Annotated in this window: 10 protein-coding genes; 3 read left to right on the forward strand and 7 right to left on the reverse strand. The window is 69.3% G+C overall.

What is annotated here, in order from left to right; translation table 11 throughout:
• Positions 1 to 324 carry a ferredoxin gene (fdxA, locus tag ACT89H_RS10545; protein ID WP_014987978.1) on the reverse strand — a complete coding sequence of 108 codons (324 nt, stop codon included), beginning with the start codon at positions 322 to 324 and terminating at the stop codon, positions 1 to 3.
• A 100-nt stretch (positions 325 to 424) separates the two neighbouring features.
• Positions 425 to 3025, reverse strand: a complete 2601-nt coding sequence (locus tag ACT89H_RS10550) for a bifunctional FO biosynthesis protein CofGH (protein ID WP_445108375.1) — start codon at positions 3023 to 3025, stop codon at positions 425 to 427.
• A gap of 370 nt (positions 3026 to 3395) precedes the next feature.
• Between ACT89H_RS10550 and ACT89H_RS10555 the strand changes: the two genes are divergently transcribed.
• From ACT89H_RS10555 to ACT89H_RS10565, 3 genes are all read left to right on the forward strand, one after another.
• Positions 3396 to 3893: a PH domain-containing protein gene (locus ACT89H_RS10555; protein ID WP_445108376.1), complete on the forward strand. Its 498-nt coding sequence runs from the start codon at positions 3396 to 3398 to the stop codon at positions 3891 to 3893.
• Entirely contained in the window at positions 3890 to 5494 is a 1605-nt protein-coding gene (locus ACT89H_RS10560; RefSeq protein WP_445108377.1) for a PH domain-containing protein, read from the forward strand. Before ACT89H_RS10555 ends, ACT89H_RS10560 begins: the two co-directional genes overlap by 4 nt.
• 61 nt (positions 5495 to 5555) lie before the next feature.
• Positions 5556 to 7388, forward strand: a complete 1833-nt coding sequence (locus ACT89H_RS10565; protein ID WP_445108378.1) for an APC family permease — start codon at positions 5556 to 5558, stop codon at positions 7386 to 7388.
• A 9-nt stretch (positions 7389 to 7397) separates the two neighbouring features.
• Here the strand turns inward: ACT89H_RS10565 and ACT89H_RS10570 are convergent, their stop codons facing one another.
• The 5 genes from ACT89H_RS10570 to typA form a co-directional block, all read right to left on the reverse strand.
• Entirely contained in the window at positions 7398 to 7835 is a 438-nt protein-coding gene (locus tag ACT89H_RS10570) for a hypothetical protein (protein ID WP_445108379.1), read from the reverse strand.
• Complete coding sequence (locus ACT89H_RS10575) at positions 7832 to 7990, reverse strand: hypothetical protein (protein ID WP_445108380.1); 159 nt, start codon at positions 7988 to 7990, stop codon at positions 7832 to 7834. The genes ACT89H_RS10570 and ACT89H_RS10575 overlap by 4 nt, the downstream gene beginning before the upstream one ends.
• Before the next feature lie 160 nt (positions 7991 to 8150).
• Positions 8151 to 9035, reverse strand: a complete 885-nt coding sequence (mshB, locus tag ACT89H_RS10580; RefSeq protein WP_445108381.1) for an N-acetyl-1-D-myo-inositol-2-amino-2-deoxy-alpha-D-glucopyranoside deacetylase — start codon at positions 9033 to 9035, stop codon at positions 8151 to 8153.
• Positions 9032 to 10810: an ABC transporter family substrate-binding protein gene (locus ACT89H_RS10585; RefSeq protein ID WP_445108382.1), complete on the reverse strand. Its 1779-nt coding sequence runs from the start codon at positions 10808 to 10810 to the stop codon at positions 9032 to 9034. Before ACT89H_RS10585 ends, mshB begins: the two co-directional genes overlap by 4 nt.
• A gap of 870 nt (positions 10811 to 11680) precedes the next feature.
• Complete coding sequence (gene typA, locus ACT89H_RS10590) at positions 11681 to 13579, reverse strand: translational GTPase TypA (RefSeq protein ID WP_445108383.1); 1899 nt, start codon at positions 13577 to 13579, stop codon at positions 11681 to 11683.
• Between the last annotated feature and the right edge of the window lie 26 nt (positions 13580 to 13605).

Raw genomic sequence — 13605 nt, forward strand, 5'->3', positions numbered from 1 at the left:
TCACTCACTCGCCATCGGGGGCAGTTCCTTGATGAACGGCGGGTCGTAGTCGACCTTTCCGACCTTGGTCGCGCCGCCGGGCGAGCCCAGCTCATCGAAGAAATCGACGTTGGCGTTCACGTAACCGCTCCACTGGTCCGGGGTGTCGTCTTCGTAGAAGATCGCCTCCACCGGGCACACCGGCTCACATGCACCACAGTCCACGCACTCGTCGGGATGGATGTACAGCATGCGACCGCCCTCGTAGATGCAGTCCACGGGGCATTCCTCGATGCATGCCTTGTCCTTCACGTCAACGCACGGTTCAGCGATGATGTACGGCACTGCCGCTCTCCTAGTCTGTCCTCGCCTGCGGGATAGTCCGCCCGGCGAAACCCTATCCCGGCAACCACACGTTACTACTGGCCAGCCTGTCCTAACTTTCCTATCCCACCGTCAGCGGCAGCGCCGAGACCTTGTGCTTCGGCACACCGTAGCTCGTCGTCCGCTCCCGGGCCGGTCGTCCGATACCGGAGGCGATCTCCACCAGTTCGGCGACCGTCTTGGCCGAGCCGTGCTGTGAGCCCGCCATCCGGGAGATCGTCTCCTCCATCAACGTGCCGCCCAGATCGTTCGCGCCGCTGTTGAGCATCACCCGCGTTCCGGTGATGCCGAGCTTGACCCAGCTGGTCTGGATGTTGTGGATCCGGCCGTGCAGCATGATCCTGGACAGCGCGTGCACGGCGCGATTGTCCCGGTTGGTCGGCCCGGGCCGCGCGGCGCCCGCCAGGTACAGCGGCGCGCTCTGATGCACGAACGGCAACAGCACGAATTCGGTGAAACCGCCGGTTTCGTCCTGGATTCCGCGCAGCACCCGCAGGTGCCCGACCCAGTGCTTCGGGTTGTCCACGTGGCCGTACATCATGGTGGAGCTGGACCGGATGCCCACCTGGTGAGCCGTGGTGATCACGTCGATCCACGCCGAGGTGGGCAGTTTGCCCTTGGTGAGCACCCAGCGCACCTCGTCGTCCAGGATCTCCGCGGCGGTGCCGGGAATGGTGTCCAGGCCGGCTTCCTGCAACGCGACCAGCCAGTCGCGGACGCTCTGGCCGCCGCGCGAGGCGCCGTTCACGATCTCCATCGGGCTGAACGCGTGTACGTGCATCGACGGCACCCGCTGCTTGACCGCCCGCACCAGGTCCGCGTACCCGGTGACCGGCAGGTCGGGGTCGATGCCGCCCTGCATGCAGACCTCGGTGGCGCCGTCGACATGCGCCTCCCAGGCCCGGTCGGCGACCTCGTCGGTGCTCAGGGTGAAGGCGTCCGCGTCGCCCTTACGCTGGGCGAACGCACAGAACCGGCACCCGGTGTAGCAGACGTTGGTGAAGTTGATGTTCCGGTTCACCACGTAGGTGACGTCATCGCCGACGGTGTCGCGGCGCAGTTGATCGGCCAGTGCGGCGACCGCGTCCAGTTCCGCGCCGTCCGCCGTGGCCAGCGCCAGATACTCGGCGTCGCTGAGCCCGGCCGGATCGCGTTCGGCGGCGCGCAGCGCGGCCAGCACGTCGGAGTCGAGCCGCCGCGGCGTGGCGACGGCGAGGTCGCGGGCCTGTTCGCGAATGGTGTCCCAGTCGCCGAACGCGCCGACGATGTCCTGCCCGAGCGCCGCGTCGCTGCGGGCCTCGGTGTTGCGGCCCTCGGTATCGATGGCGGTGTTGAGATCGACGCGTCCGGCCGATTCCCAGGACTCGTCCGGCTCCTGCCAGGGCAGGCCGACCGGGATCGCGTCCGGATTCGCCAGCCCGGTCGCCGGATCGGTGAGCGCGGCGACGTGCGCACCGATCCGCGGATCGACCCACGGATTGCCCGCGCGCACGTACTTCGGGTGCGCGGAGGTCCGCTCGACCAGCTGATAGCCCGCCGCCGCGGTGATCTCCCGCAACGTGTCCAGGTTCGGCCACGGCCGCTCCGGGTTCACGTGGTCGGGCGTCACCGGCGACACGCCGCCCCAGTCGTCGATGCCCGCGTCGATCAGCGCTCGGCACTCCGCGTGCGAGACCAGGTTCGGCGGCGCCTGCACCGGCACATCGGGCCCGAGCAGGATGCGGGTGACCGCGATGGTGGCGAGGAATTCCTCCAGGCCCGCGTCCGGCACCTCCCGCATGGCGGTGTCGTCCTTGGCGCGGAAGTTCTGCACGATGACTTCCTGGATATGTCCGAAAGCCTTGTGCTGCTTACGAATCGCCATGATCGACTCGGCTCGCTCGGCCATCGTCTCGCCGATGCCGACCAGGATTCCGGTGGTGTAGGGCACCGACAGCCGTCCCGCGTCGGTGATGGCCCGCAGCCGCACGGCCGGGTCCTTGTCGGGGCTGCCGTAATGGCAGTTGCCCTTCTCGGTGAACAACCGGGCCGAGGTGGTCTCCAGCATCATGCCCATGGACTGCGCCACCGGCTTGAGCCGCGCGATCTCCTCCCACGACATCACACCAGGATTCAGGTGCGGCAGCAGACCGGTCTCCTCCAGCACCATGATCGACACGGCGCGCAGGTAGTCCAGCGTGGAGTCGTAGCCGCGCTCGTCGAGCCACTGCGCGGCCTCCGGCCAGCGATCCTCGGGGCGGTCACCCAGCGTGAACAGCGCCTCTTTGCAGCCGAGGGCGGCGCCGCGGCGGGCGATGTCGAGCACCTCGTCCGGTTCCAGGAACATGCCCTTACCCTCGGCGCGCAACTTGCCGGGCACCGTCACGAAGGTGCAGTAGTGGCACTTGTCCCGGCACAGCCGGGTCAACGGGATGAACACGTTGCGGGAATAACTGATCGTCTTCGGACGCCCCGCGGACGCCAGCCCGGCGTCGCGCACCCGCGCGGCGCTGCGACACAGGTCGGCCAGGTCGTCGCCGGTCGCGTGCAACAGCACCGCGGCCTCGTCCACGTTCAACGTGACACCGTCGCGGGCCCGGCGCAGTGCCCGGCGCAGGGCCGATGGACTGGGCGGCGCGGATGGGACGCTCGGGTTCGGTAGGTCGGTCACGCCCTCGATCATGCGCTACACATCCGGAACTGTCTCCCTCCAGTGCTGGTTGCGGCGTAGCGGACCAGGCGCGGCTCCGCTCGCCACGGAGCCCACGCGGAGACGTGGAGCACCGTTGAGCGTTCACAACTGTGCGGTACCCGAGGCTATTCCGTGGCACCGTGCGCGGCGGGCCCGCGGCCAGTCCTCGACGTTGTCTCGGTGAGCGCCGCCGAGTCGACTGTTCCCCTGCGATGGAATGTGTGTTCCACGGGCGCCGCGAGGCGCGATCCGTCCGGTGATCACGCCATGGCCGACGCGCCGCGGCGTGAAACGGTTGTGCCGCTGTGCGCCCCACTATCGTCCGCGACGTCGACCGCGTGATCGTGCAACCATGGGCAGCATGTCGCAGCCGCGCACGATCATGGCCGATCCGGCCTGGCGCCCCAGTCCCAAGGCGAAGCTCCTGTGGACCGTGCAGGCCGCCGTGGCGTGGGTGATCCCGTTCGCGGTCCTGCTGATGTGGGCGGTGCTCGACTCCGCGCATCGCGGATGGCGGCTCGGATTCTTCCTGGTCGCGCTCGGGGCCGCCGCGCTGCACATCGGCGTCGTGCCGTGGTGGCGGTACGCGGTGCACCGGTGGGAGGTCACCGACGAGGCGGTCTACACCCGGGTCGGCTGGCTCACCCAGGAGAGCCGGGTCGCGCCCATCTCGCGGGTGCAGACCGTCGACACCGAACGCGGACCGCTCGAACGCCTGCTCGGACTGGCGACAGTCACCGTGACCACCGCGTCCTCGGCGGGTGCGGTGCGGATCAGCGCGCTCGACCTTCCGGTCGCCGAGGAGACCGTGAGCCGGCTCACCCGGATCGCCGCCCAGCACCGCGGAGACGCGACATGAGCGGCGAGACGACGGACGACGAGCAGGCCGGGGCGCCCTGGCAGCGGCTGGACAAGCGGATGCTGCTGGTGCACCCCATCACCGAAGTGGTGCGGTTCATCCCGGTGCTGATCGGTTCGGTGATCCTTGGGACCAGCAGCGGTAACCATGTGTGGAGCATCATCCCGCTCGCGCTGATCGTCGGGTTCGCGCTGACCCGCTGGTTCACCACGACGTATCGGGTCGGGCCCACGCACGTGGAGTTGCGCACCGGGCTGCTGGAACGCAAGAAGTTGTCGGTGCCGCGGTCGCGGATCCGCTCGGTGGACGTCGAAGCGGACCTGCTGCACCGGGCCCTCGGATTGGCGGTGCTGGCGATCGGGACCGGCCGACAGGCGGATTCGGGTGAGAAGTTCAAGCTCGACGCCTTGGACGCCCGTGTCGTACCGCCGCTGCGCGCCGCGCTGCTGGCCCACACGGCGGGCCTGGTGGATCAGAACGAGGATCGAAAACAGCCCCCGCAGAACATCTCCGGTGGTTTCACCGCCCCACGTACCCAGGCGCGGGAGATCGGCCATTGGAGTCCGGCGTGGGTGCGCTACGCTCCGCTGTCGCTGACCGGGTTCGCGATCATCGCGCCGATCGCAGGCTTCGCGCTGCAATACGGGCTCGGTGAGATCGTTGTCCGCTCGGACGCGCTGCACGACATGGAAGACAGCGGCGTGCTCGTGCTCGTGCTCGCCGGGGCCGCGTTGCTGGGCGTCATCGTCGTCGTGGTCAGCGCCGCCGCGTGCGCGCACTATCTGACCACCTATTTCGGGCTGCGCGTGCGCGACGACGGCAAGACTTTGCAGCTGCGCCACGGCCTGTTCACCACCCGCCAGATCACCCTCGACCGGGCCCGGCTGCGCGGAGCGACGGTGTCCGAACCGCTGCTGTTGCGCCTGGCGGGCGGAGCGGAACTCGAGGCGATCATGACCGGGCAGAACCCGCGGCAGCGGATTCTTCCGCAGGCCCCGCGAAGCGCCGTGGAGCACACCCTCGGCCATCTGCTCGCCCCGGAGGAAATGCGGGACAACGAGTTTCCCGTCCGGCCGGGGGCGATGCCCACTCGATCGGGCGCGGCGCAGATGCGCACCCTCCCGGCGCCCGGCAGCGCCCCGTTGATCGCACACGGCCCGGCGGCACGGCGACGCAGACACACCCGCGCACTCGCGCCGGTCGCGCTCGCCGCCGCGGTGTTGGCCTCCATCGCTCTCGCCGGACAACACTATTCGCCCTGGTGGTGGCTACTCCCCGGCCTCACCCTGCCGCTCGCGCTCGCCCTCGCCGAAGACCGCTACCGCGGCCTCGGACACGCGGTACTGCCTCGCACCACCGACAACCCCACCTGGCTGATCACCCGAACCGGATCGCTCGACCGCGACCGCCACTGCCTCGAGGCCCCCGGCGTCATCGGCTGGACGGTGCGGCAGACCTTCTTCCAGCGCCGCGCCGGGGTCGCCACGGTGATCGCAGCCACCGCCGCGGGCAAGAAGCACTACGCCGTACTCGACCTGCCCGCCGACCAGGCGTGGCAACTCATCCAAGCCGTCACACCGGGGCTGCCCGGCGCACGCTGAATCCACCCCGAGGTGTCGCTGACTGGTTGCCAACCGGCGGCGGAGTTCAATGGACGCTGTGGTGACCAAGACCGAGCCGCACCATACGGAGCCACGGATCGCCGATCGCCGGATCCGGCAGATGCAGCGGGCCGACAAGTTCCGGCTGACCGCGGTGGGTGGGCTCGCCGCACTCTCCCTGGACGCATTGTCCAGCGTGGCCTACGGACCAGAGGCGATCGTGCTGGTGCTGGTCGCCGCGGGAGCGGCGGCCGTCTCCTGGACACTGCCGGTGGCCTGCGCGATCGCCGCGCTGTTGCTGGTGCTGGTGCTGTCCTACCGGCAGGTGATCGCGGTGCACCCGGACGGCGGCGGCGCGTACGCGGTCGCCAAGCAGCAGCTCGGCCGGCCCGCCGCCCTGCTCGCGGCCGCCAGCCTGGTCGTGGACTACGTACTGACTGTCGCGGTGAGCCTCGCCGCGGGCGCGGCCAGCCTGGCCAGCGCCTTCCCCGTACTCGCCGACAAACTGCTGCCGATGACGCTGATCGGGCTCGCGGCGCTCACCGTGATCAACCTGATCGGGGTGGCGGAATCGGCGCGCGTCCTGATGGGGCCCACGCTACTGTTCGTCGTCCTGATCGGCGGTGTCATCGTGGTCGGACTGCTGCGGCCGCAACCGGTCGCGATGATCGGCGTCGACCCCGGCGTGATCCGGCCGGTGGAGGCGCTCGGTGTCGTCCTGCTGCTCAAGGCCTTCGCGGCGGGATGCTCATCACTGACCGGCGTGGAAGCGATCGCCAACGCCGTGCCCGCCTTCCGCACTCCCTCGGTGCGCCGCGCGCAGCACACCGAGGTGGCGCTGGGCATCCTGCTCGGTGCGATGCTGCTCGGCCTGGCCGTGCTGATCCGCGAACACCACGTCACACCACGCGGAAACGTCACCATCCTGGCGCAACTCGCGGCGGCGGCGTTCGGCACCGGTTGGCTGTTCTACCTCACCAACCTCGCGGTCACCGCGGTGCTGTTGCTCGCGGCGAACACCAGTTTCGGCGGGCTCCCGGTCCTGCTGGCGCTGCTGGCCAAGGACCACAGGGCGCCGTCGCTGTTCGCGCTGCGGTCGGAGCGTCCGGTCTTCCGGTACGGCGTCACCGCACTCGCCGTGCTGGCCGGGCTGGTGCTGCTGGCGGTCGATGCCGAAACCCACCGGCTACTGCCGGTTTTCGCGATCGGCGTCTTCACCGGGTTCACCATCAGCCAGTGCGGCCTGGTGCGGCACTGGTGGCGCGTGCGCGGTCGCGGCTGGTTATCGCGCGCCCTGCTGAACGGACTCGGCGCGACACTCACCGCCGTCGCGGGCATCGTCCTGCTGGCGGAGAAGTTCACCGAGGGCGCATGGCTGCTACTGCTGATCGTTCCCGCGCTGGTGATTCTTTTCTTCCGGATCGAGAACTACTACGCCGAGGTCGCGCGTCAGCTGCGGTTGCGGGAAATCCCGCCGCGGCCGCGACCGGCGCCGGAAGCCAAGGAACTGGTGGTCGTGCCGGTGGTCACCATGAGCGAGGTGACCTATCGCGCCCTGGAAGCCGCCCTGCGCATGCGCGGCGAGATCGTCGCGGTGGCCGCGGACATCGATCCGGCCGCGACCAAACGGCTCAGTGCTCAGTGGAAGGAGTGGGATCCCGGCATCCCGCTCGCGGTACTTCCCTGTCCGCATCGCAGCCTGGTGGCCACGCTCGTCGGCTACGTCCGCAAGCAGACCGACGCCGGGCTCGGTGTCACCGTGCTGCTCGCGCATGTCGAAGCCCGGCACTGGTGGCAACGCCTGCTGCACAATCCGCGCGGACCGGTGCTCACGGCCGCGCTGCGGGTTCGCACCGAGGCCGTGATCGCGACCCTGGCGGTCCGCCTCGCGTGAGCACCCCGGTCAGCGGCGGCCGAAGACGCGCGCGTTCAGCTGGATGTAGATGTAGGCCAGCGGGGGCAGCAGCCCGGCGAACAGCAACAGCGCCGTGCGCCAATCACTGCCCAGGAGAATGTCACCGCCCGGCCCGGCGCTCGCGCAGACCAGGAAGCCGAACGTCCACGCGGCCACCGGAAGACCCAGAATCGCGGGACGCCGGGTCACGGCTCGCGCGCCCGCGACGAGCAGGACGTTCACCACCCCCGCCACCGCGGCGGAAATCGGGAAAGCGACCGAGCCCAGGTAGATCGGCAGGTACAACACCTCGAGCGCCAGGGTGATCAGGGCGTCCACGATCAGGATCACGAGGATCAGCGAGCCGAGGAAACCTACCGGGAGCGGAGCGGCGCCGGATGCCGCGGGAGCGCGATCGCCTGCGTGGTCGTCGATCTTCGTCGTCACGGGACCGGCGGGTAACCGAGAAGCGTCAACAGGTTGCTCTGCATGTCGACGAACGCGTACAGCACCGTCATATACAGGTCGTGCTGCTGCTGCCAGTATGGCCGCATACTGTCGACGAACGCCGCGATCGCGTTCTGGACCTCCCAGTTGTACATATTGCCGAGTCTATTCCCGCGATGGGGCGCACGATCAGTTCTCCCGGTCGGCAGGCAGGGCGGCGACCACCGGGAATTCGCCGGTCGGGCCGCCACGTTCCGCGGCGATGGCCCACACCCGCTCGCGCGCGGCGAACCAGCCGACGATCAGCTGGATCCGTCACTCCAGTCCGGCGAAGAGATCGTGCTCCCGCCCGTCCGGCCCGAGCGGACCGCGCCGACCCCGCACCAGGATGAAGTGCTCCTCGGGCAGCACCGGCTGCGCGACACCGTTCGAGAGGGCGAATTCCCGGCCGGACGGCGCGACGGTGACCTGGGTGGCGTGCGCCCGCAGCGCGGCGCGCTTGGCCGTCAGTACCTCGGACACGTCGATCGTGGTGGTCACCGCGTCGCTGGGCACGCTCGCGAGCTCGCCTTCGGCGGGCAGCCGCCAACCGGGCGGCAGCGCGCCGGGCAGGCCCGCTGCCGTGCGCCGGGCCAGCGCGGCGGTGTGCAGACGCAGCATGTCGGCGTCGGTGACGGTCCAGTAGTACTTCGGGACGTCCCAGCCCTCGCCCGCGGCGGCATGCACCGCGGCCGTGGTGATCTCGTGCGCCCGGATGTGGTCCGGGTGGCCGTACCCGCCGTGCGGGTCGTAGCCGACGACCACGCGTGGCCGCAACCGAAGCACCACGTCCGTGAGAGCCCGCACCGCCTCTTCTCCGGAGCGCACGAAAACGCGCGGCTTGTTCGCGGCGGGTGTGCCCGCCATCCCGGAGTCGCGCCAGCGGCCCGCGCCCCCGAGCAGGTGCGGCCGCCCCGCTCCCAGCGCTTCCAGCGCACGGGTCAGCTCGAGGACGCGATATCCGCCGAGCTGGTCGGCGTGGCCGGCGGCGAGCAGCGCCCACTCGTCGCCGATCACCTCGCCCTCCTCACCGAGGGTGCAGGTGATCACGGTGACCGGCACGCCGCGACGACAGTAATGCGCGATCGTGCCTCCGGTGGTGATGGATTCGTCGTCCGGGTGGGCGTGTACCAGCAGCAGCCCGCCCGTCGCCGCCGTCACGGGATCCTGCGCCACATGGACGCGTCGCCGAAGATGCCGACCTGGATCGCGCCGCTGAGCGAGGCGCCGTCCAGCCGGGGACCGGACGCGGCGACGGCGTTGTCCTGCACGATGGGCAGAACCGTCGCCATCGCCCACAGTTTGGGTTCGGCTTCGGCGAGCACCCGTCCCACGTCGACGCCCCGCACAGCGTCATCGATCGCGGGCTGCAGGGTCGGATCGCACACGCCGGACAGGTTGCTCGGCGCCCGCTGCGCCGCCTCGGCGATGGCCTGCGCCGGGCCGGTGACCCCCGGCAGCGCGGGCGGCGGGCATCCGTACCGGGAAGCCAACACGGTCGCCGGGTCCGAGCCGGCCACCTCCCAGCCGACGATCGCGTCGACCGTGCCCTCGAGCAATTCCTTGCCGTACAGCTCGTCGGCGGCGACGCTGCGCACCGTCGCGTCGATGCCCGCGCTGCGCAGCTGGTCGGCGGCGGTATTGGCCACGGCCAAGGCGGTGGCGTCCCGGTCGACCGCGCCGATGCGCACGGTCAACGGCTTGCCGTCCTTGCCGACGGTGCGTGGTTGCGGGGCGGGCGAGGTCGGGGAGGCCACCGGCGGCGGCTCCGGCGCCCGGCCGTACCCCGCGGCGGCCAGCAGCGCGAAGGCCTCCTCCGCCGACCGCCGCGGCGGAGCGGTCGGAGCGTATCCGGGATCGGACGGTGCGAGCACCTGAGCGCGAGCCGGTTCCACCCAGTTGCCGGTCTGCGCGCCGACCGTCGCCAGCAGGACGGGATCCAGTAGGGCCAGCACACCCGAGCGGACCCGGGGGTCGCTCAGTTCGCCTTTGCGACCGTTTAGCGCCATCTGCAGCACCCGCGACTGCGGCATGGTCGCGGTCCGCACGGAGGGAATCGCCCCCAGCTGCGCCTGGGTCGCCACGCCCCCGTGCACCAGCGCCATCTGCACGTCGCCGGTGCGCAGCGAGCCCGCCAACTGAGCGGTCGTGCCGCCGCGGCGCAGCAGGATCTGGCCCGGCATCGCCGGTGTTCCCCAGAAGCGGTCGTTACGTTCCAGCAGCATCTCGTCGCGGCCGGGGTCCGCCGACCGGATCCCGAACGGCCCCCCGGACACCCGGACACCGTTGACCTGACCGTTCATCCCCCTGGCGAACCCGCCGGGCGCGTCCTTGAGCAGATGGGAGGGCAGCAGATCGGTGAACAACTCGCGCCAGCCGGGGTAGGGCTGCGTCATCACGACGGTGACGGTCTTGCCGCCCGCGGACGAATTGACGTCCGAGATCATCCGGTAGCCCGCCGGATCGACGACTCCCGGCTCGGAGATCATCTCCTGCCACAAATAGCGGAAATCCTCGGCCGCGATCGGCGCCCCGTCCGACCAGGACGCTTCGTTGCGCAACTTGTAGGTGATCGTGAACGGTTCCTGCGCGGTGACTTCGGCGGAGACCAGCAACGACGAATCCGGAATCCAGGCCGTCGCGCCGGGCCGTGCGGGATCGAGCACCGGCCGGAACGGGCTCGGCAGCACCAGGGAGGCGATCGCCGAGGTCGCGGCGGACTGATCCGAGCGCAGATGCGGGTTGAACGCGGTGCCGATGGTGTCCAAGGCCACGACCACAGTCGTTTCCGCCGGCTTGACCGGTATGGTCTTCGGGCTATCGGTGCTTTCGATGGGCGGCGGCGGATTCGCCGCACAGCTGCTGATCAAGGTCAGCACCGCCACGGCCGGCAACAACGTGCGCCACGCTGCGCGTTTTCCTGCGCCCACTTTCACGCTCGGGGACTCTACCGTACGGTCGAGTCGGTTCCCAGATTCCTGCTGCCGACCAGGGAAACAACGCGGTCGCGGGATATCCGGGAGTGGAAACACAGCAGCGCCACCGTACCGGTGACATCGCCGTCCATACCGCGTGAACTCGGCAAATATTCGACGTACCAGCTGCGACACAATAGCCGGAGGCACCGGCGCACAGCGATCCGGATGCGCATCGGTTTCGTTTACGCAACCAGAAGTTATCCGCGAAGGTGCACGCTTGCGCCGATACGCTGAACGGACGGCGAACCCCCTTCGCCGGCGCACCATCCGGCAGGCACGGTGACCGCCCGCGCACACGCCCGGAACAACCGCAGGTCCAGCAGCTCGTCGCCGAGAACGCTCAGCGCTCGGACCGGTCGGGATGACCACAGGTGCGGGCGGGATGAAGTCGGCACGCTGCGCAGCCGATCAGTCCCACCCGACCACGCAATAACTTTTCGAAGCGTGTTCCGTCGGCAATTATCCGTTCTTCCCCACCGACCGAGTGCCAGCGGAAAAATATTCAGCGCAGACGCACTGCCTTCCAGATATATACCGAGACCCTGATCTCGGATCGTGATTCACGCATAATAGGCCCATCGAACGCTCGGATCATGCGGTATCGGATTCACCGCAACAAACATCGAGGCCGCATCTCGAAATTCACTGGGATAACCCCCGCGCCCCACGATTGCGTGGATCTCGGATTGCGCAGGCGCACACAACTCGAACGGAACTCGCGGCCCCACCACCCGCACACTGCGGAAACCCCGACTGCCGGGCCCGCGGATTCGGCACGGTGTTCGGCGCCACCCAGGGTGACGCCGAACACCGCTGCCCGGAAAGCGATTACAGTGCCGCGCGATCGCGCGCCTTGCGCCGGGACAGTTCCCGCGCGCGCTCGTTCTGCCCGAGGACCACCTTGCGCACCCGAACCACCTCCGGGGTGACCTCCACGCACTCGTCGGCGGCGCAGAACTCCATCGCGCCTTCCAGATCGAGCTGCAACGGCTTGGCCAAGGTCTCGATCACGTCGGCGGTGGAACTGCGCATGTTGGTCAGCTTCTTCTCGCGCGTGACGTTGATGTCCAGATCCTCCGCACGCGGGTTGACGCCGACGACATGCCCCTCGTAGGTGTCCGCACCCGGCTCCACAAAGAACTGCCCGCGGTCGGCCAGCTGGATCATCGCGAACGGCGTCACCGTGCCCGACCGGTCGGAGACCAGCGAGCCGGTGTGCCGGGCCCGGATCTCACCCGCCCACGGCGCGTAACCGTGCGACACGGCGTTTGCGATGCCGGTGCCCCGGGTCTCGGTGAGGAAGTCGGTGCGGAAGCCGATCAGGCCACGCGAGGGAACGATGAACTCCATCCGCACCCAGCCCGCGGCGTGGTTGCTCATCTGCACCATCTTGCCCTTGCGCGCGGCCAGCAACTGGGTGATCGCGCCGAGGTACTCCTCGGGGCAGTCGATGGTCAGCTCCTCGTACGGCTCGTGCACCTTGCCGTCGACCTGCTTGGTGACCACCTGCGGCTTGCCGACGGTCAGCTCGAAGCCTTCACGACGCATGGTCTCGACCAGGATGGCCAGCGCCAGCTCACCGCGGCCCTGCACCTCCCAGGCATCCGGGCGCCCGATGTCGAGCACACGCAGCGACACGTTGCCGACCAGCTCCTGGTCCAAGCGCGCCTTCACCATGCGGGCGGTCAGCTTGTGCCCCTGCACCCGGCCGACCAGCGGCGAAGTGTTGGTGCCGATGGTGACCGAGATGGCGGGCTCGTCGACGGTGATGCGCGGCAGGGCGACCGGATCGTCGATGTCGGCGAGGGTGTCGCCGATCATGATGTCCGGGATGCCCGCGATGGCGACGATATCGCCCGCCACGGCCAGCTCACCCGGCTTGCGCTCCACGCCGACCGTCTGCAGCAGTTCGGTGATCTTCACCTGTTTGACGCCGTCGGCGTGCATCCAGGCGACGTTCTGCCCCTTGCGCAATTCGCCGTTGTGGATGCGGACCAGCGCGAGACGACCGAGGAACGCCGAGGCGTCCAGGTTGGTGACATGCGCCTGCAGCGGCGCGGACGGATCACCCTTCGGCGCAGGGATGTTCTCCAGCAGCACGTCGAACAACGCGTCGAGGTTTTCCGCGTCCGGGGCGTTGCCGTTCTCCGGACGTTCCTTGGACGCCTTGCCCTCGCGCCCGGAGGCGTACAGCACCGGAAGGTCGAGCGCGAGTTCGGCGGCCTCGGCGGCGGCGTCGTCCAGATCGGAGGCCAGGTCCAGCAGCAGGTCGTGGCTCTCCTCGACGACCTCTTCGATGCGGGCGTCGGGCCGGTCGGTCTTGTTCACGACCAGGATCACCGGCAACGACGCGGCCAGCGCCTTGCGCAGCACGAACCGGGTCTGTGGCAGCGGCCCCTCGGACGCGTCCACCAGCAGCACCACGCCGTCCACCATGGACAGGCCGCGTTCGACCTCACCACCGAAGTCGGCGTGGCCGGGGGTGTCGATGACGTTGATCACGGTGACCGAGCCATCCGGGTGATGCCGGTGCACCGCCGTGTTCTTGGCGAGAATGGTGATGCCCTTCTCGCGTTCCAGGTCGCCGGAGTCCATCACCCGATCGACGGGCTCGGCCCGCTCGGCGAAGGCGCCCGACTGGCGCAGCATGGCGTCGACCAGGGTCGTCTTACCGTGGTCGACGTGGGCCACGATGGCGACGTTGCGAAAATCGCGTGCAGACGACACGCCTGAATCCTCCTGCTGTTCGGTGT

This window comes from Nocardia aegles, from assembly GCF_052545135.1.